The 19,970-nt window shown below is 54.3% G+C and carries 16 protein-coding genes and 1 pseudogene; 6 read left to right on the plus strand and 11 right to left on the minus strand.

Going from position 1 to position 19,970, the window contains the following annotated elements:
* Together SACSAC_RS06850 and SACSAC_RS06855 are read right to left on the minus strand one after the other, a co-directional pair.
* Positions 1-795, minus strand: a complete 795-nt coding sequence (locus SACSAC_RS06850; RefSeq protein ID WP_037284853.1) for an ABC transporter permease — start codon at positions 793-795, stop codon at positions 1-3.
* Positions 788-1,828, minus strand: coding sequence for an ABC transporter ATP-binding protein (locus SACSAC_RS06855; protein WP_037284855.1), 1,041 nt, complete (start codon positions 1,826-1,828; stop codon positions 788-790). The genes SACSAC_RS06850 and SACSAC_RS06855 overlap by 8 nt, the downstream gene beginning before the upstream one ends.
* A gap of 283 nt (positions 1,829-2,111) precedes the next feature.
* Here SACSAC_RS06855 and SACSAC_RS06860 point away from each other — a divergent pair, with 283 nt between their 5' ends.
* Both SACSAC_RS06860 and SACSAC_RS06865 read left to right on the plus strand, forming a co-directional pair.
* On the plus strand, positions 2,112-3,170 hold the full coding sequence (locus tag SACSAC_RS06860) for an LCP family protein (protein ID WP_037284856.1): 1,059 nt from the start codon (positions 2,112-2,114) through the stop codon (positions 3,168-3,170).
* A gap of 153 nt (positions 3,171-3,323) precedes the next feature.
* Positions 3,324-4,631, plus strand: coding sequence for a glutamate-1-semialdehyde 2,1-aminomutase (locus SACSAC_RS06865; protein WP_037284858.1), 1,308 nt, complete (start codon positions 3,324-3,326; stop codon positions 4,629-4,631).
* 219 nt (positions 4,632-4,850) lie between these two features.
* Here the strand turns inward: SACSAC_RS06865 and SACSAC_RS26880 are convergent, their stop codons facing one another.
* Positions 4,851-6,191 carry an IPT/TIG domain-containing protein gene (locus SACSAC_RS26880; protein WP_245608729.1) on the minus strand — a complete coding sequence of 447 codons (1,341 nt, stop codon included), beginning with the start codon at positions 6,189-6,191 and terminating at the stop codon, positions 4,851-4,853.
* Between the two features lie 42 nt (positions 6,192-6,233).
* Positions 6,234-6,389, minus strand: a pseudogene (locus SACSAC_RS28735) (S-layer homology domain-containing protein); the annotation flags it as partial.
* A gap of 265 nt (positions 6,390-6,654) precedes the next feature.
* Here SACSAC_RS28735 and SACSAC_RS06875 point away from each other — a divergent pair.
* The gene (locus SACSAC_RS06875; RefSeq protein ID WP_037284860.1) at positions 6,655-7,602 is read left to right on the plus strand and encodes an ATP-binding protein; all 948 of its coding nucleotides are present in this window, start codon (positions 6,655-6,657) and stop codon (positions 7,600-7,602) included.
* A 203-nt stretch (positions 7,603-7,805) separates the two neighbouring features.
* The gene (locus tag SACSAC_RS06880; protein ID WP_051506933.1) at positions 7,806-8,702 is read left to right on the plus strand and encodes a tetratricopeptide repeat protein; all 897 of its coding nucleotides are present in this window, start codon (positions 7,806-7,808) and stop codon (positions 8,700-8,702) included.
* Between the two features lie 28 nt (positions 8,703-8,730).
* Here SACSAC_RS06880 and SACSAC_RS06885 read toward each other — a convergent pair whose 3' ends face one another.
* From SACSAC_RS06885 to SACSAC_RS06910, 6 genes are all read right to left on the minus strand, one after another.
* A complete protein-coding gene (locus SACSAC_RS06885) occupies positions 8,731-11,082 on the minus strand; it encodes a PAS domain-containing hybrid sensor histidine kinase/response regulator (RefSeq protein ID WP_037284862.1) in 2,352 nt (783 codons plus the stop codon).
* A gap of 207 nt (positions 11,083-11,289) precedes the next feature.
* Positions 11,290-12,531 carry a stalk domain-containing protein gene (locus SACSAC_RS06890; protein ID WP_037284864.1) on the minus strand — a complete coding sequence of 414 codons (1,242 nt, stop codon included), beginning with the start codon at positions 12,529-12,531 and terminating at the stop codon, positions 11,290-11,292.
* 302 nt (positions 12,532-12,833) lie between these two features.
* Positions 12,834-13,115 (minus strand): hypothetical protein, encoded by a 282-nt coding sequence (locus SACSAC_RS06895; protein ID WP_037284866.1) that lies wholly within the window; start codon positions 13,113-13,115, stop codon positions 12,834-12,836.
* Positions 13,116-13,171: 56 nt separating this feature from the next.
* Entirely contained in the window at positions 13,172-14,032 is an 861-nt protein-coding gene (locus SACSAC_RS06900; protein WP_037284867.1) for an inositol monophosphatase family protein, read from the minus strand.
* A gap of 57 nt (positions 14,033-14,089) precedes the next feature.
* Positions 14,090-14,419 carry a hypothetical protein gene (locus SACSAC_RS06905; protein WP_037284868.1) on the minus strand — a complete coding sequence of 110 codons (330 nt, stop codon included), beginning with the start codon at positions 14,417-14,419 and terminating at the stop codon, positions 14,090-14,092.
* Positions 14,420-14,459: 40 nt separating this feature from the next.
* Positions 14,460-15,548, minus strand: coding sequence for a D-alanine--D-alanine ligase (locus SACSAC_RS06910; RefSeq protein WP_037284869.1), 1,089 nt, complete (start codon positions 15,546-15,548; stop codon positions 14,460-14,462).
* 252 nt (positions 15,549-15,800) lie between these two features.
* Between SACSAC_RS06910 and acnA the strand changes: the two genes are divergently transcribed.
* The gene (gene acnA, locus SACSAC_RS06915; RefSeq protein WP_037284870.1) at positions 15,801-18,521 is read left to right on the plus strand and encodes an aconitate hydratase AcnA; all 2,721 of its coding nucleotides are present in this window, start codon (positions 15,801-15,803) and stop codon (positions 18,519-18,521) included.
* A gap of 220 nt (positions 18,522-18,741) precedes the next feature.
* On the plus strand, positions 18,742-19,194 hold the full coding sequence (locus SACSAC_RS06920; RefSeq protein WP_037292259.1) for a GNAT family N-acetyltransferase: 453 nt from the start codon (positions 18,742-18,744) through the stop codon (positions 19,192-19,194).
* A gap of 4 nt (positions 19,195-19,198) precedes the next feature.
* Here SACSAC_RS06920 and SACSAC_RS06925 read toward each other — a convergent pair whose 3' ends face one another.
* Complete coding sequence (locus tag SACSAC_RS06925; RefSeq protein ID WP_037284872.1) at positions 19,199-19,711, minus strand: GNAT family N-acetyltransferase; 513 nt, start codon at positions 19,709-19,711, stop codon at positions 19,199-19,201.
* Between the last annotated feature and the right edge of the window lie 259 nt (positions 19,712-19,970).

Consider the following 19,970-nt stretch of genomic DNA (forward strand, 5'->3'; position numbering starts at 1 on the left):
TCAACCCCCTTGCACGAACAGCCGCTTGCGCGCCGCTCGCCACATGAAGAAGATCGGAATCAGCAGAGCGACGAACCAAACAACCTGAATACCGAATACTTCGAGAATTCCCGTGCCCTGCGTGCGTCCCGTGAATACGGAGCCGGGCAAATACGTGATCGCTTGGAACGGCAGCCATTGCATGATCGCGCTCAGCCAACCGGGGAACAAGCTGATCGGGATGACCAAGCCGGAAAACAGGTCCACGATGACCCGCTTCATGCGCATGATTCCTTCGTTGTTTTCCACGAAGAAAGCCATCAGCCCGGTCAAAATGTTCAGCTGCGAATTAATGAGGAAGCTGAAGAACAGCATCACCAGGAAGCCGACCCAGGCGATCGGATCGCTCGGCAGCCGGACCGGGAACAGCAGCAGCGCCAGCAGCATACCCGGAATCATGAACAGGGTGAAGCGGAACAATCCCTCGCCGAACCCCTGCATCATTTTAACGAACAAATAGTTGTAGGGACGAATAAACTGGATGGCGATCGAACCGTCCCGGATATCCGTCGCGATCTCGCGGTCGAGATTGTTGAAGTAAAAGGCGCGCGCCATCCACGACACCGCGATGTAAGTGGTCATCTGGGACGCGGTGAAGCCGCCGATCTCGCCCCGGTCTCCGTAGATCGCCTGCCAAGTGAAGTAGTAGACGCCGATGTTCAGCATATAGATCAGAATGCCCGAGTAGTAATTGACCCGGTAAGCCAGCATGGTCAGGAAACGGATGCGGATAAAATCGGTGTAAGCACTAAGCATGGCTGACGGTCCCGCCTTGCGTTTCCTTCGTGGCCGATCCGGTCTGATAAATCTGGCGCACGATCTCGTCGGTCGTCGTTTCGGTGATTTTGATATCCGTGATCGCGATGTCCGGCTGCCCGACGATCTTCGCCAGCACGTCCGATACGTTCAGTTCTGCGGGAACCAGTACTTCGGCGTGCAGATCGTTGTCGGCAGTCCAGCTTACATGCAGATCCGACGTCAGCGACTGCAATCTGCCCAGCGGACAAGCGGTGCCGAATTGCAACGTGACGCGCGTCCCCTGTCCCCAACGCGTCTTGAGCGTATCGAGACCGCCGTCATAGATAATGCGACCTTCGTCCAGCATGATGACGCGGGAACAGAGCGCTTCGATATCCTGCAAATCGTGCGTCGTAAGCAGAATGGTCGTGCCGTGCTGGCGGTTCATGTCTTTTAAAAACTCGCGAATTTCCGTCTTGACGATGATATCTAGCCCGATCGTCGGTTCGTCCAGGAATACGATCGACGGATTGTGCAGCAGCGCGGCGACCAGCTCGCAGCGCATGCGCTGGCCGAGACTGAGCTTGCGCACAGGACGGCTGAGCAGATCGCCCAGATCCAGGCGCTGCACCAACTCGTCGAGACGCTTTTTGTAATCCTGCTCCGATACGCCGTACACTTTGCGCAGCAGGCCGAACGACTCGATCACGCCGATGTCCCACCAGAGCTGGCTCCGCTGACCGAACACGACGCCGATATTTTTCACGAACTTTTCGCGCTCCTCGTGCGGCACGTAGCCTCCGACGTTCAGCTTGCCCGCGGTCGGAACGAGGATGCCGGTGAGCATTTTGATCGTGGTCGACTTGCCTGCGCCGTTCTCGCCGATGTACCCGCAAATTTCGCCTGCGGGGATGGAAAACGAGATATCGTTGACGGCCGCAACCTCGTTATACTGACGGGAAAATAAATCCTGCAAAGCGCCTTTAAGGCCGCCTCGACTTTTTTGTACTTTGAAAATCTTGCTTAAATGTTCAACTTCAATGGCTTTCATATGTGTTCCTTTCTGTGGGTCCACATTAGGTGGATGCCCATATTTTGCGTCAAGGACGCTTCCGTGCGGTTCACGCCGAAAATAAGGGGGTATTCTGCCTGTAAGACGCTGTTTCCCGATGGGGCAGCGCATTGCTTATGCATCAACGTCCTTAACCATACACCAAGAATGCGGGCAAAAACGGTCAATTGCTTGCAGCTCCGAAAAAAATTATAATGTAGGGATGCAACAATGGCAATCGGCGTTCGGGCACTCTCATTTTAAAACGGAAAGGAAGAAACGAATGACAAGGAATCAAAAACGCGCGATCATTTGGGCTTTCGCCCTTATTGTACTTTCGGCAGGAGGTTACGCGGCCTATTACTTCTCTAATTTATATAATCAAGTGGCGAGTCTGCAAAAGGTCGGCGACAGTTCTCCGTTCCGCAGTCTTCCGGTCACCGAGACGACGGTAGCCCAAGAACCGCCGAAATGGGAAGGCAGCGAACCCGTGAACATTCTTTTGATGGGCGTGGACGGTCGGGATTCCATGGGAGACGATATTCCGCGTTCGGATACCATGCTGGTCGCCTCGATCGACCCCGTACAAAAAACCATCAATATTTTTTCCATCATGCGCGATACTTACCTTGACGTTCCGGGCTTCGGCAAACAACGCATCAACGCCGCCATTACGCACGGACCGAACACGGCCATGGAAACCGTAGGCAACCTCCTGGGCATCCCGATTCAATACTATGTATATACGGATTTCGAAGGATTCATCAAATTGGTCGATTCCGTGGGCGGAGTCGATTTCCACGTCGAAAAAGACATGAAATACCTGAGCGCGGCCGACGGGCCTCAATACGATATCGACCTCAAAGAAGGCATGCAGCACCTGGACGGAAGAACGGCGCTCCAATACGTTCGTTTCCGGCATGACCGGTTGTCGGATTTCAGCCGAACGGGCAGACAGCGCGAGTTCCTTCAAGCAGTTGCGGAAAAGCTTAAATCGTCTACCTCGATCATGAATCTGCCGGACATTTTGGAGCAGGTCAACCCTTATATCGATACCAACTTGAGCGTCGGAGACATGTGGAAGCTTGCGACCGTAGCTTACGACAGCAAAATGGGCGGCAGCGAGCAGATCCCTCCGAACAGCCTGCTGCGCGAAGAAACGATCGGCGGCGCGGCGGTACTGACCGTCAGAAACAACGACAAGCTCAAAGAATTCGTCCAAGAGACGCTAAACGCCGGGCCGGAAGAGCAAGAAGACGCGCCGATGCCCGATCGATCCGTGCCCGCTCCTTCGGGAACCAAAAACGAAGCGCTGGGCGAAGGCACAGGAGAACCGCAATAAAATCGTCGAAACTTAACCAAATCGTCCCTGTACGCGGGACGCAAAATTCGTTACCCTTAAAGGGCGCCTTTATTCGAAAGGCGCCCTTTGACTTGAGCCGGCCTGCGGCCGTAGCCATACATCCGATCCCCTATCCCGAAAGGAAAGTGAACCATGAATCGTCCAAATTCCGAAAAACTCTACGCCGAAGCGCTCGAACATATCGTCGGCGGCGTCAACAGCCCTTCCCGCTCGTTCAAAGCGGTCGGCGGCGGCGCTCCCGTCTTCATGAAAAAGGGACAAGGCTCCCATTTCTGGGACGTCGACGGCAATGAATACATTGATTATCTGGCCGCTTACGGCCCGATCATTACCGGCCATGCGCATCCGCATATCACCGAAGCGATCGTTCGCGCCGCGCAAAACGGCACGCTGTACGGAACGCCTACCGAACTGGAGATCCATCTTGCCAAAATGCTGAAAGACGCGATTCCTTCGATGGACAAAGTTCGCTTCGTCAACTCCGGCACCGAGGCCGTCATGTCGACGATCCGCGTCGCGCGCGCGTATACGGATCGTTCGAAGATCATCAAATTCGCGGGCTGCTACCACGGGCACTCCGACCTGGTGCTGGTTGCCGCAGGCTCCGGTCCTTCGACGCTCGGCACGCCGGACAGCGCAGGCGTACCGGCCAGCATCGCGCAGGAAGTCATCACGGTGCCTTTTAACGATCTGGAGGCTCTGGAGCAAGCACTGAACCACTGGGAAGGCCAGATCGCGGCCGTCATGGTAGAGCCGATCGTCGGCAACTTCGGGATGGTCATGCCGGAAAAAGGCTTCCTCGAAGGCCTATGCAAGCTGACGCACGACCACGGCGCGCTCGTGATCTACGACGAAGTCATCACGGCGTTCCGATTCCATTACGGTTCGGCGCAGACTTTTGCCGAGCTGGATAATCACGATGCCATCACGCCCGATCTGACCGCGCTGGGCAAAATCCTTGGCGGCGGCCTGCCGATCGGCGCTTACGGCGGCCGCAAGCATGTTATGGAACAGGTCGCTCCGCTAGGCCCTGCTTACCAGGCGGGCACGATGGCGGGCAACCCGATCTCCGTATCGGCGGGCATCGCTTGTCTCGAAGTGCTGCAAGGCGAAGGCGTCTACGAAGAAATGAACCGCCTGGCGATCCGTCTGACCGACGGCATCGGCGAAGCCGCGAAGCGCCACGGCGTACCGCTGACGATCAACCGTATCCGCGGTTCGTTCTCGACGCATTTCTGCGATCATCCGGTGACGAACTACGATCAGGCGCAGGATACCGACGGCGAAGCATTTGCCGCGTTCTTCCGCGGGATGCTGAACCGCGGAGTCTGCCTCGCGCCTTCCAAATACGAGGCGTGGTTCCTGACGACCGCGCATACGGACGCGGATATTGAGCGGACGCTGGAAGCGGCGGACTCGGCACTGAAAGAGATGCGCTAGTAATTCGACTGAATTAAATCTAAGATTTACGTTCATCGGAAACATCCATACTTCAAGTCGTTGTTAAGCTGAAAAAGGATGACACCAATTTTTTGGTGTCATCCTTTTGTTTTACGAAAAATCTCTACCTTAAAATTCATAACTATAGATTTCGCATAACTTTTTCATGCATGCTCATGTTTGTATTCTACCCACCGTCAGACTAATGCAGAATCTCCGTCACGGTCCCGATACGTAGGTGAATCCGTTGCTTAACGTCGCGCTTCCTCCTGACGTCGTTACGACTACGTCGACGCTTCCCGCTGTTCCCGCAGGCGTAACCGCCGTGATCGACGTGTCAGAGTTCACAACGAACGATGTCGCAGCCACTCCGCCAAACGTCACCGACGTCGCTCCCGTAAAGTTCGTGCCGCTCAGCGTTACCGACGTTCCTCCTGCTTCCGTCCCCGTGGACGGAGTCAGGTTGCTCAACGTCGGCGCGGCTACATACGTGAATCCGTTGCTTAACGTCGCGCTTCCTCCCGCTGTCGTTACAACCACGTCGGCGCTTCCCGCTGTTCCCGCAGGCGTAACCGCCGTAATTTGCGTAGCGGAATCTACAGTGAACGAAGTTACAGGAACTCCCCCGATCGTTATTCCCGTCGTTCCCGACAGTTGCGCGCCCGTCAGGATGACCGTTGTACCGCCTGTTGTTGCACCTTTTGCAGGACTTATACTGCTTAGAGAAACATAAGCCGCAACCGACACGCTCACTTGTGTAATCAGCTTCACATTGTTCGGATTGCTGACTCCAGAGGGAAGCGTCACACTCCCCTTAACGGTAAACGTTTGCGCATCCGTTCGGGAAGGCATATAAGTCGACTCCGCCACATCCCAAATTACGGTAGCGCTTCGAGTTCCGGTGCTTGTTAGAATCGCGACCGTCCCAGGCAATCCGAGGGCTTCCGGCGTTTTGGACGTTCCGTTCGCTACTCCGGTTATAGGAGCAGGCGCTTGAATGCTTGTTAAACTAGAAAAAGAAGGAGTAGTGTTATTGTTGCCCGGATTCGATACTGGAATTTCGTTTTGATTGACCGGAATGATGGGAACAGGAGTTGCCGGGGGAGTCGGAACATTAATAGGATTAGAAGTATTGGGAATAGGATTAGAAGTATCGGGCGAAGTCGGCGGATTGGAGGCATTGAATTCCATTGCAACAAAATAGCTTGCCATTATCGCCAGTTGCTGTCGATCCACGATGCCTTTGGGGTTAAATCGACCATTTCCCGTTCCTTGAATAAGCCCCACCGAGATGGCATAACCGATTGAATCCCTAGCCCACACCGAGATCGTATCGGTATCGTTAAACGTTAAACGTTCGGCTTGTCCAGACGGGTCCACGCCCAAGGCACGAACGAACAGAACCACCATCTGCTCCCGCGTAAGCGAACTCCCCATCCCGAACTTTCCATTTCCGATTCCCGAAATAAGTCCTGCCCGTTCCAGAGCGTCGATTGCCGCGTAAGCATAACTGGACGTAGACACATCCGAAAAAGAAGATACAGGCGAGGGTGCTGACATATCCAAACTCAATGCTCTAGCCAGAACTAAGGCAAAATCCTGCCGGGATATCGCTCCTGTCGGATTGAAGCGTCCGCCCCCTTCTCCATTGAATATGCCACGACTCTCCAATTCTTCTATTTCGCTTTTAGCATAAGAATTATCAATATCGGTGAAACCGCTCTCTGCAAAAACGGAAGAAACAGGAACTAACAACATTGAGGCTATAACGCTAGAAGAAACAACCTTTTTCCCGATGGATTTGAACAAGTATTCAGTACCCCCTTTAAATTAAAACAGGATCTTAATTTGCAGTATACAAAAAAAAACTTTTGGATATAAGAGGGTTTTCAAAAATATAAACGCGACAAACTTTTTGTGTTCAGTCAATCGAAAATAGCTTGCTTCTTAAGGTATCGTTTCTGGTGAAAAGCCCCCTCGATCGGTTAAGATAAAAGAAAACAGCAAGCGGAAGGGAGAAGCCATGGACGAGGAGAAGGAACAGCGCCGGAAAAACCTGAAAGTGATCCAATTCGACAAGAACGCCGAGGATTTGGTAGAGACCGAAAAACCGACGGTCACGTTCGCCGACGTCGGCGGACTTGAGGAGATCAAGAAGAAAATCCGCATGAATTTTATCCTGCCGCTTCAAAAACCGGAGCTGTTCGCGGCTTATGGCCGACAAGCCGGAGGTTCATTGCTGTTATACGGCCCGCCGGGTTGCGGCAAGACGTTTCTTGCCCGGGCTGTCGCAGGCGAAATCAACGCGACCTTCCTGCATTTGGAGCTGCAAGCGATTTTATCGATGTACGTCGGCGGAAGCGAACATAATTTGCATGATATTTTCGAAAAAGCACGGGCCGAAGCGCCTTGCGTCTTATTCATCGACGAATTGGACGCCTTGGGCGGCAGCCGCCAAGGCATGCGGCAACACCACGACAGGATGCTGGTCAACCAGCTGCTGATCGAACTCGACGGACTGGCCAGTTTTAACGAAAACGTGTTTATCATTGGAGCGACGAACACGCCGTGGTATCTCGATTCCGCGCTGCGCCGTCCGGGACGATTCAACAATCTGCTGTTTGTCACGCCGCCCGAAGAAGAAGAACGGGCTACGATTCTCAAGCTGAAGCTGGACGGCAAACCGGCAAACGGATTGAACGTACGCAAACTTGCCGAAAGCACTTCTCTTTTTTCCGGCGCAGACCTTGAACAGATGGTACGCGACGCGACCGAGATGGCACTGGAACGCGCCATGGAAACGGACGAGATCCAACCTCTGGCCGATACGGATTTCCGCCGCGTGCTCAAAACCCGCCAAGCCTCCACGCTGGATTGGTTCGCTACCGCACGCAATTACGCCACGTTCAGCGATACGAACGGCGAATACGCTTCGGTGCTGGAATATATCAAAAAGCATAAGATTCGCTAGGGCGTGTCTTCAAACCTCGACGGAAGTAGATTCAGCTGAATTTTCGTTCTCGGCAAGGAACTTTTTCGCAGGTGTGCCGGGGTACATCAAGAGAAAGTGACGAAGAAGAGGGGGAAAAGGCAGTTGAAGATACACGTCAGTAGGTTTGAAGACACGACCTAGGTCATGTCTTCGAACGCAGACGGAAAGCGGGAGGCGAAACAGTGAGCGAAGAAACAAATAATCCCGTCCCTTCCGGCCTTCGAGCCGAGCGCTTCCAGCGTCTGCTGGATTGGGGACGGCACAAAGAAGCGCTGGCCGAAGCCGGCGAATGGCTGGGCGAAGAACCCGAGGCGGCAGCCCCTTACAATGCGCTGACTTTGGCCTATATCAAATTGAACGAGCTCGACAAAGCTTTGGATTGCACGGGGCAGGCGCTGCGTATCGATCCCAACGACGAAGACGCCTGGTTTTTGCGGGCGGTGATCTTCTACTCGACGGGCAAATGGCCGCAGATGGAAGAAGCGGCCCGGACGGCATTGACGATCAACCCGTACCGCGCGCACCTGCATTACCTGCTCGCCAACCGACATAACAAACACGGCAAATTCGAACTGGCCAAAAGCAGCATCGAGCAAGCCTTGAACATCGATACGGAGAACGGTCTGTACTACTCGCTATACAGCTATATTTTAGCCAATCTTCTTCAATTCGAGGCTTCGGTCGAGAATGCCGAGATTGCGCTCCGCAAAGATGTCGAGAATTCGCAAACGTTTCTCTACCTCGGTTGGGCGGCAGACCGACGAGGCGACGCTAAAACAGCCAAGACGATGATGGAGCAAGCCATTCGCATAGATCCCGACGACGAGCAGATACGAAACGAATATATGGAGGCGCTGCAAAAGAATTATTGGTTTTACCGTATTTTCACGCTTCCGGTCTTCTTCCGTCGCTTCAAGCTTTGGCAACTGCTACTGATCTGGGTAGTCGCTTCCTTGCTGTTTCGCCCGCTTGTGATTTTGTTGGTCATTTTGTATATGTTAAGCTTTATGCTCAGCAAGGCATTCGTGCATATTCAAGTATACGGCTGGCGACGCGCGCCAAAGAGGCGGGAGAAATAATCTCCTGCCTCTTTTTTCTTTTTCGCAATCAGATCACCTGACGCCGATTCAAAAACTTGCGCAAACGGCTATCCGGATCAAACAACACGCGCCGAATATCGGCTTCCGAGATCGGCTTGGCAATATAATCTTGCATCCCGGCATTTCGGCACTCCTGCTCGAAGCCCGGTTGGACGAACGCGGTCACCGCGACCAGATAAGGCAGCGCATCTTCAGGGAGTATCTGTTGAATCAAACGGGCTGCCGTCATTCCGTCCATTTCAGGCATTTGCGCATCCATGAAGACCAGATCATATTGATTTTTGACCACGGCTTCAAAGGCTTCGATTCCGTTCTCGGCCACGTCTGCGGCATAGCCGAATTTGAGCAGCAGCTCCCGCAGCAAACGACGGTTAACAGGATGGTCTTCAGCAATCAAAATACGCAGATCGTCGAAAGCCGGAGCGGCCGATCTGTTATCGAACAACTCGATGCGCTCAAACGTTTCAATGCTGCCGCAAGGCAACGTAAATTGGAATACCGATCCTTCGCCTTGACGGCTCTCCGCACGGATCGCGCCTCCCATCAGTTCAACCAACCTTTTGCAAATCGATAAGCCGAGGCCCGTGCCTCCGTATTTCCGATTCAGTTCAGGATGAAGTTGCGAGAAAGACTGAAACAATCGCCCCAACTTATCTTGAGGAATGCCCACTCCCGTATCTTCGACCCGAAACGCTAAAACAGGATCTGCCGCGCTGGACTCTGCTACTACCTGTACGGAAACGACTACCGCGCCCGTCTCCGTGAATTTGACCGCATTACCGATCAAGTTGGTCAAAATCTGCCTCAAACGAACCGGATCAGTCACGATCTCGTCCGGCACTCCGGGTCCGATCTCGCAATGGAGCGATACGCCCCGTTCCGATGCGCGCGGCGCAAACAGTTCCGTGGCGCTAGCCACCAACGGAGCCAACAGCGTACTTTCCGGTTCAAGCACCAGGCTGCCCGCGTCAATCTTGCTGAAGTCGAGCACGTCATTCAAGATACGCATCAACGAATGTCCGCTGTCACTGACAATTTGGACGAATTCCCTCTGTTCTTCCGTCAATTCGGTGTCGAGCAAAAGATCGGTCATGCCGAGCACGCCATTCATCGGCGTGCGGATCTCGTGACTCATAATGGCAAGGAACTCCGCTTTGGCCGATGCGGCCTGCTCTGCCAGTTCTTTCTGCCGCAGCACCTCTCGCTCATTCGTAATGTCGCGGAACACGACAACGGTTCCTTGAACCTGTCCTTGATCGATCAGAGGATTGACAGTGTATTCCACCAAACAGCTCGACCCGTCTTTTTTCCATAACACGCCTTCGGTCGCGGGTCGGGATGTGCCGTCATGAACGGTTGCGCAGATCGGACAGGCGTCTACCGAATACGGAACGCCCCCGCTCTGGGAATGGGATAGCAGATGATGATTATCTCTACCGATAAACTCGTCTTGTTCATAACCGAGCATTCGCAATGCCGGAGGGTTGGCAAACATGGTTCGCCCATCCATCCCGATACCGAAAATCCCTTCGGAAACGGCACTCAAAATCAAGCTATGCTCGTAGCCGAGACGTTCGATCCGCTGTACGTAACGCTTGCGTTCCGTGATATTGCCTGCGATTCCGTAAACGCCAACGACTTTGCCGTCTACAAAGATAGGTACATTCGTGATGCTCAGTTCAACCTTTTCCCCGTCGGAGCGAATAATCGAAGCTTCATAATTTTGCGGAATTCCGCGGCAAGCCGCTGCAAAATGCGTATTCGTGCGCTCCAAATTCTCGTCTTCGATCACGGAGCGATAAGACTTGCCGAGCAGGTCTTCCCGGTTGCACCCAAGCAGCTCGGCCATGCTGTCGTTGCAGGATATGTAAACTCCCTCCAGACTCAATGAGTAGACGCCGGAAGGATTGTGGTCGAACAATGATTTGTAGCGCTCTTCGCTCTCTTGAAGTCGGCGCTGCGCCAATTTTCGTTCCGTCTTATCCCGGCATACAATATAGACGCCAAGCTGCTCAAATTCGTGTCGAAGCGGAATGAATTCCAAGTGCAATTGCAGCTCCGTCCCTCGCTTATGCCGCATACCGAACTCGATCTCGACTACCTGTCCGTCACATGCTTGGGTAAACAAATCTCGAAGATCTCCAAAAGCCCCATCCTGGACTCCATGGGTAGCACGGGCCATATCGGCCAGCTCCTCTACCTTGTATCCGGTAATGTGCAGAACGGCCGCATTTGAATCAATGATCGCACCCCGCTCATCCAGGACCACAATGCCATCTGGGTGGTTAGCGAGCAGGGAATGGTAAATGCCGCTTTGCGACACCAGATTTCTAAGTTTTTCGGTCCGATTTTGCTTCACGGTTTCATATCCCCTTACTCGAATTAATCAAAAAATGATGAATGTTGTCTTCACGCCGCATTCCTGACTAGTTTCTTATTACCCTGCCGACGAGAAGGAAAAACGATTCGACAACCGGAAGATTCGACAAAAAAACCAGACCCGGAAGTTTCCGGTTCTGGTCTGAATGAAACGAAAAGCGGTACTCGCCCCTGATCGTCTGAAAAGTTACGGATTCACGAATACCGTGCGCAGGCGCGGCGTATATTGAACGTCGAATCCAAGCCCGTCCGCCAAGACGGCCAAAGGCACATAGGTTTTCGACACTCCGTTCACTTTTTCGGTGAATGCCGGAATTTTGATCGCCGTATTTTTGCCGTTTACGGTAATCGACTTTTTATCGACCGGAATCGCCACGCTGCGACCTCCGAAGTCGATGCTGGCCGTGGACGTTTTGTTGTCCCATTTGAGGTTGGCGCCCAGAGCATCGGTAATATCACGCAGCACGACGAAAGTCGTGCCGTTTTTCAGAATCGGCTTGAAGCTGGTGTTCAGCTCTTTGCCGGATACAACGACGGCTACCGTGGTCGAAGCCGGGGCTTTGCTCAATGTACGGTACTCGCCCCAAATCTTTTCGGAAAAGGCTTTGGCGAGCGCCTCATACCCGACTTGGTTGGGATGAATATCCTGGCGGGCGATATGCGTCAGCTGCATTTCGCGTCCCACGAACAACGGAGCCACGTTAACCGCTTCGACATGGCCGCCCGCCGCGTTTTGCGCGGTCACTACGCCGTTCAACGTCGTCGTATACGCAGCTGCCGCCTGGTTGAGCGTCGCGTACAACGTTTTGGCCGCGACTGCCGGAACAGGCTGGTATTGATCGGCGACCACGATGCGCGCATCCGGGTTAATCTCGCGCAGATCGGTCAACACTTCGCTAAGGTTAACCGCATACGTTTGCAGCAGCGCTTCGACCTTCGGCGTCAGTTCGGCCGCCGTAGGAAGAGTGCCGGTAATCAACGGCAGCAGATCGTTGCCGCCGATCGTAATCGCGATGACGTCGGCTTCCGCCACGTCCGCGCGAACGGCAGCCACGCCGGAAGCGAACACGGCAGCGTTCGGATCGCGCAGCCCGCTTTGAATAGCGTCGGCCGTCGTGTTCGTTCCTGCGCGAACCGCTTCGATATAATGCTCGAGCCCGGACGAGTTCAAGCCGGAAATCCCGTAGTTCGCCACTTCCGTGCGTCCGTGAAAACGTCCTTGTTCCGCCAAACGCGGAACGAATCCGTAATAGTCGGCAGGGGCTTTTTCCGGCTCGTAACCGGCTGTGAGCGAATCGCCGAACGTGACAACCTTATAAGTCTCTTCCGCTGCAAAAGTATCGCGAATGCCCGCCAGTCCGAATGCCGGTAGAACGAGTGCCGCGCATACGAGCACCTTCCAGCTTTTTTTCCATGTCGTCGTTGTCATTGTTGTCTCCTTCTGGTCCTTCCGGACCGCTTCGAATAGGGGCGACATCCGGTCTGCAAGGGCGTGTATTCAAACCTGCCAACGTGTATCTTTTGCCGCCTTTCCGCCCTCTGCTGTGTCACTTTCTCTTGACGTGCCCCGGCACGACTGCGAAAAAGTTCCTTGCCGAGAACGAAAATCCAGCAAAATCTACGTCCGTCGAGGTTTGAATACACGCCCTATGCAGCCGCATAATCAAAAAACTGCCGTCGCATCGGAAAGCACTCCCGAATACGGCGGCCAGCTTCATCTACCTTTGTTGTTTACTTCGATTCGTCCGGCTCGATTTCCTGCGAGTCCGGACGCGTTTTTTTCAAATAATCGTCATACCGGCCGTCAATCTCTTCCGCCATTTGGCGATAAAGACGAGTTTCCTCGACGATCGGATCGAGCGACGTCTGAATCCGGATCTCGTACCTTGGCGAAATCTGCTCGCGCTCTTTGCGCTCGCGGTCCTCGTCCTTCATTTCGCCTTCCGTCAGCAGATCGCTCAGCTCTTCTTCCAACTCTTCCATTCCGGGTCTGCGGTCTTGCGTATCGCTCATGGCGATTCCTCCTCGGGAAGTCGATATCGAACAGCCAAAATTGAACAGTCAAACAATTAAACGCCCGTAGCGTCGGCTTCTTTCAGCACGGTCAATAATTCAGCATGCAATACGCCGTTCGTCGCCACGATGTTGCGTACCCCAAGATGGTACGCTTCTCCCAACGTATCGCTGACGCGGCCGCCGGATTCGGCAACCAGCAAAGCGCCTGCCGCGATATCCCAAGCATTCAGGCCGGCTTCCCAATAGCCGCTCAGTCGGCCGGCGGCCACGTGCGCAAGATGCAAGGCTGCCGATCCTCCGGCACGCAAGCTGCGCGCGCGAGGCGCGAGAGCTTCGATGCCGCGCAGGTTAATCGGAAGCTTCACGATCGGATCGGCCGGGAAACCTACCGCGATCAACCCTTCAGCCAAACGCTCTTCCCGCGACACCGCCATGCGAACGCCGTGCACGTAAGCGCCTTTGCCTTTTTCAGCCACGAACATTTCGTCGCGCGACGGATCGTAAATCACGCCCAGAATCACTTCGCCGTTATGAGCCAGCGCGATCGAGACCGAGTAGAACGGGAAACCGTGCACGAAATTGGTCGTACCGTCGATCGGATCGATGATCCACAGATATTCTTCGCCTTGAGCTTCGGACAGCGCGCGAATCGAAGCTTCTTCGCCCGGTTCGACGCTTTCTTCGCCCAAAATGGAATGATCGGGAAAATGAGTCAGGATCAAACGGCGGATCATCTGCTCGGCGCCTTTGTCGATCTCGGTGACCAGGTCCTGCCCGGATGTTTTCGTGGACAATTGACCGTGCGTTCCCTGTCTGCTTCTAATCCATTCGCCTGCCTTGGCCGCCGCATTGACCGCAACGGCCGTATAGCTTTTTCCTGTCAATACATAAGGGATCTTGTCGTTCGATTCCACTGGTTTACCGCCTTTCTTGAACTGCTCGTTGAATTGGGCCGTTTTGTCAAAAACGTCCTAGCTGTTCTTCGATTCCTGCTCGCCGAAATACATCTCCTGCGCCAACGTCGTCAAAACCCGGGACTCCTCGTCCGTCAGCTTGCGCACAAGATCCAATTCGACTTGGGTAATTTCTTTATCCTGAAAATTGATCTCCGCAATCGATGCCGTGACCAATACGATCGCCACTGCTTTATTCTCGGGCGTATAAGCAATGGCTTTCTGTCCGGTCGGAAAAATGCGGAACCCGTCTTTGCGCATTTTGCCTTTTCCGTATTCGAGCACCTCGTACAGTTCCTGTTCGTTCTTGAACTTGCAGATTGAGTTGAATTCCGCTTCGAATCCCATAGTCGCAGCCTCCTATTGTTATCTTAATCAAGTGCTCGATTCAACGACCATATTGAAGTTGCGTTCTTGCCTCGTGTCTCTCCAGCGCCAACTCGATCAACTTGTCGAGCAAAGCCTGATACGAGACCCCCGTCTCGCGCCACAGCAGCGGATACATGCTGAACGGCGTAAAGCCCGGCATCGTATTCACTTCGTTGATCAGAATTTTGTTATCGGAGCGGCGCACGAAAAAGTCGGCGCGGCACAATCCGCTGCCTTCGACGGCTTTGAACGCCCGAATCGCCAGTTCGCGCAGCGAATCGGCCAGGTCGGCATCGACCGGAGCCGGAATCATCATCTCGGATTTGCCGTCGATGTACTTCGCGTTGTAGTCGTAGTAATCGCCGGAAGACACGATCTCGCCCGGCACGGAAGCCTGCGGTTCGTCGTTGCCGAGCACGCCGACTTCCAATTCCCGCCCGTCGATGAACGTCTCGATCAGCACCTTGCGGTCGTAACGGAGCGCCAGTTCCACCGCGTCGATCAATGCTTCCTGATCGGCGGCTTTGGAGATGCCCACGCTGGAGCCTAGATTCGCCGGCTTGACGAAGCAAGGGTAGCCGAGCTTATTTTCCGCCTCCTGCAACAGTTCATGACGGCTTACGCGCCAATCCCGCTCGCCGAAAGCGACATACTCGCCCTGTTCCAGACCTGCGGCGGCGAACAGCTTTTTCATGACGTCTTTGTCCATGCCCGCGGAAGAGGACAGCACGCCGGCGCCCACATAAGGAAGCCCCGCCATTTCGAACAGTCCCTGAATCGTGCCGTCCTCGCCGAACGTGCCGTGCAGTAGCGGGAACATCACGTCGATGCTGCTCTCTTGCCCGCTAAGCGCGGCGAACATGGCGCCCGCCGCTTCCGCCGTGCCGCCTGCCGCGGCTTCCAGCTTCATGTCTTCCACCGAATTCATCGGTCCGTCAAGAACGCCGCCCATTCGCCATTCGCCGCGAAGGGTAATATAGAAAGGAACGATCTCGTATTTGCCGTAATCGAATGCGTTCATTACCGCGAAACCGGTCTGCAACGAAATCTCGTGTTCGCCTGATTTGCCGCCGTATACCAGTCCTACGGTTACTTTGTTTGCTGTCATGTCTGAACCCCCGTCAATTCATTAAAATCTCTCTCACCAGTATAGTAGATCGGCGGCCTGCCTGCAAAGAAAAGACGCATACCGCAAGGCTTTTAAATTCGATGCAACGCGGCAATTTTGGGGTAAAAAGGACTTTACGCGCCGGATTGTAAACGTTATAATTAAAACAGATATTTTTGAAATTTGGTTTCACCCAATGAAACAAACGACATTTAAACTTGCTTCATCCCACTTTCCGAGGAGGTACACCCCATGGCTTTGTCCGATCAATTCTCCACCGCCCGCACTCTTGAGTCCGGTGGCAAGACTTACCGTTATTACAGCCTGAAGGCACTCGAAGAACAAGGACACGGCAGCATTTCCAAGCTTCCGTTCTCGATTCGCGTTCTGCTCGAAGCCGCCGTTCGCCAATTCGACGGCCGCGCGATCACCGAGGAACACGTCAAGCAAATCGCGACCTGGAACGAAGACCGCGACGCGAACAAAGAAATTCCGTTCATTCCGGCACGCATCGTGCTGCAAGATTTCACCGGCGTTCCGGTCGTGGTCGATCTGGCCGCGATGCGCGACACGGTTAAGCTTGCCGGCGGCGATCCGAAGCAGATCAACCCGCTCGTGCCTGTCGACCTCGTAATCGACCACTCGGTCATGGTTGACGCATTCGGTACGGCGGACGCGCTGGATTACAACATCAATGTCGAGTTCGAGCGTAACGAAGAGCGTTACCGCTTCTTGCGCTGGGCGCAAACGGCATTCGATAATTTCCGCGCCGTACCGCCGTCAACAGGCATCGTGCACCAGGTCAATCTGGAGTATCTCGCTTCCGTAGCGGCAACGAGAGTGATCGACGGAGAGACTTACGTCTTCCCGGATTCCCTCGTCGGCACGGACTCCCACACCACGATGATCAACGGCCTGGGCGTCGTCGGCTGGGGCGTCGGCGGCATCGAGGCGGAAGCCGGCATGCTGGGTCAACCTCTCTACTTCGTTACCCCTGACGTTGTCGGTTTCAAACTGACGGGCAGCCTGGCAGAAGGCGCGACCGCGACCGACCTGGCATTGACCGTCACGGAAATCCTGCGCAAAAAAGGCGTCGTCGGCAAATTCGTCGAATTCTACGGCCCGGGTCTGAGCAACATCAGCCTGGCAGACCGCGCGACCGTTGCCAACATGGCACCGGAATACGGCGCGACGGTCGGTTTCTTCCCGGTCGACTCCGAAACGATCAACTACCTGCGCAGCACGGGACGCGAAGACGATCAGATCGAACTCGTGGAAAATTATTACCGTGCCCAAGGCATGTTCCGTACCGACGACATGGCCGATCCGGAATTCAGCGAAGTGCTGGAACTTGATCTGGCTTCCGTCGTGCCGAGCCTTGCCGGACCTAAGCGTCCGCAGGACCGTATCGAACTGACCAACATGAAGAAAAACTTCGAAGACATCGTGCGCACTCCTGTCGACAAAGGCGGCTACGGCCTGAGCGACGAGAAAATCGCGCAAAAAGTAACTGTCAATCACAAGAACGGCAAAACAACCGAAATGAGCGCGGGCGCCGTCGTCATTGCCGCGATCACAAGCTGCACCAACACGTCGAACCCGAGCGTAATGCTGGGCGCGGGCCTGTTGGCGAAAAAAGCGGTGGAACGCGGTCTGGTTCGTCCGGAATACGTCAAAACCAGCTTGACGCCGGGCTCCCTGATCGTAACCGATTACCTGTTCAAAGCGGGTCTGCTCGAGCCGCTGGAAAAACTGGGCTTCTACGTTGCCGGCTACGGCTGCGCGACTTGTATCGGCAACTCCGGTCCGCTGCCGGACGAAGTGGCTCAGGCGGTCGCGGACAACGATCTGACGGTTGCGGGCGTTCTGTCCGGTAACCGTAACTTCGAAGGCCGCGTACACGCGCAGGTCAAAATGAACTATCTGGCTTCGCCTCCGCTCGTCGTGGCTTACGCGTTGGCCGGCACGGTCAACATCGATATGGCGACGGAGCCGTTGGGCTACGACCAACAAGGCGAACCGGTCTTCCTGCGCGATATTTGGCCGACTTCGCAAGAAATTCGCGATGCGATCGCGATGGCGATCACGCCGGAAATGTTCCGTCTGAAATACGCCAACGTCTTCACGGCCAACGAGCGTTGGAACGAGATCGAAGTGCCGGAAGGCGAACTGTACGAATGGGACGAAAAGTCGACGTATATCCAAAATCCTCCGTTCTTCCGCAAGTTGAACGACGGCCTGAACGATATCGCCGACATCAAGCAATCCCGCGTACTGGCACTCATGGGCGACTCGGTCACGACCGACCATATCTCGCCGGCGGGCAGCATCGCGCCGAACAGCCCGGGCGGACGTTATTTGGCTGAAAACGGCGTTGAACGCAAAGACTTCAACTCCTACGGCTCCCGCCGCGGCAACCACGAAGTCATGATGCGCGGCACGTTCGCCAACATCCGGATTCGCAACCAGGTGGCTCCGGGCACCGAAGGCGGCGTAACCAAGTACCTGCCGACCGACGAAGTTATGTCCATCTATGACGCTTCGATGAAGTATCAGGACGAAGGCCAGAATCTGGTCGTGATCGCGGGTAAAGAATACGGAACGGGCAGCTCGCGCGACTGGGCGGCAAAAGGCACGATGCTGCTTGGCGTCAAAGCGGTTATCGCGGAAAGCTTCGAGCGGATTCACCGCAGCAACCTCGTCGGCATGGGCGTTCTGCCGCTCCAATTCGAAGAAGGTTCGAGCTGGAAGTCGCTGGCCCTCGACGGTACGGAAACGTACGATATCCTTGGCCTGAGCAACGACGTCAAACCGGGTGAGAAGCTGACCGTAGCCGTAACCCGCACGGACGGCACGAAATTCGAATTCAATGCCATCGCTCGTCTGGACAGCATGGTAGACATCGATTACTACTACAACGGAGGCATCCTGCAAACGGTGCTTCGTCAAATGATGAAAGTCTCCCAAGACTAATACTTTATCAACTCTTAATCAGAGGTTTATGTTCATCTGAAACTCACACGCTTGAGGTGCATTTCAGGTGGACGCAACCTTACCCTTAATGTTGATCAGGTACTCATTCATCGCTTAAAAAAGCCCGCCCTTTTCGCCAAATAGCGAAAGGAGCGGGTTTTTAGCTTATAATAGTATGTTGTCAACGCTAAAGGAGGAACTTCAATTGTCGCTCCAATCCATAACGATCCGTCCGCTTGCCGCAGAAGAATCGCCGCCCCTGGACCTGCTGCTGCTCGCTGATCCGTCTCGCCCCATAGTCGAAGACTATCTGAGTCGGGGCCTCTCTTTTGTCGCTGCAAAAGAATCCGCAATCGTTGGCGTATACGTCCTGCTTCCCACGAGACCGGAAACGGTCGAGCTGGTCAATGTCGCAGTCGATGAATCGATGCATGGGCAGGGAATCGGGAAAAAGCTGGTTCAGCACGCGATTTCGACGGCTCGTGAAACCCGTTATCGTACGCTGGAGGTCGGAACCGGCAATTCAGGAATTGGCCAGCTTGCGCTTTACCAGAAATGCGGGTTTCGAATCGTCGGCGTGGATTTGGATTTCTTCACCCGGCACTACGACGAAGAAATCTTCGAGAACGGCATCCAATGCCGCGATATGATTCGGATGTCGATGGATCTGTAGGCAATCAGACGCTTTGGGGGACCAGTTCTTTTTCCATGATAAAGTCGTCCATTACGAATCCGTTGCCGATGTCAGCCACTTGTTCGCGCACGGTACGGAATCCTTTTTTCTCGTAAACGGCGATGCTGGAGCGGTTGTCGCGATTGACGGTCAACCAGATATGGCTCAAGCCGGAATCGGTGCAGAGTTGTTCGAGAAAAGCGTCCGCTTTGCTCGCATAGCCTTTGCCGCGATGCTCGCGGGCGATGTAGAACTTGCTCAAAAACATTTTGCCGTCTTCCTGCTTGAATGCCATGTAGCCGACCGGGGTCGAACCGTTTTGCATCAAGTAGTACGCGTAGCCTTCACTTTGAATCTGCTGCTGAATTGCGGGTACCGATTGGTATTTGTCCACCATGTAGGTGATCTGTTCGCGCGTGATGAGGGTGATATAGTGCTCGTGCCAGATGTCCGAAGCCAGCGCGGCCACTTGCTCGATTTGCTGCATACCGGAAACTTGAGAAAACGTGATCGTCATGATAAGCCTCCTGCTTTTCTTTGGATAATGATCTATGATAGCTGAAAAAGCAACCGAAGCGCAAAGAGTGGCGGGGGAAGCGAGAAGACTCCGAGAGAAATTCGTTCCGGTCGCGTGTTGAAATCGGGAAAACTGATTGAACTTTTATTTGTATTTTCCCGATTTCAAAGGCGATCTATAGCATAAGCTTCCGAAGTGCATTTCTTCGAAATGCTTTAGCTCCTTCACTGAATTTCTCCCTCCGTCTTCTCGCTTCTAG

The organism is Saccharibacillus sacchari DSM 19268, from assembly GCF_000585395.1.
GTDB classification, from domain to species: Bacteria; Bacillota; Bacilli; order Paenibacillales; family Paenibacillaceae; genus Saccharibacillus; species Saccharibacillus sacchari.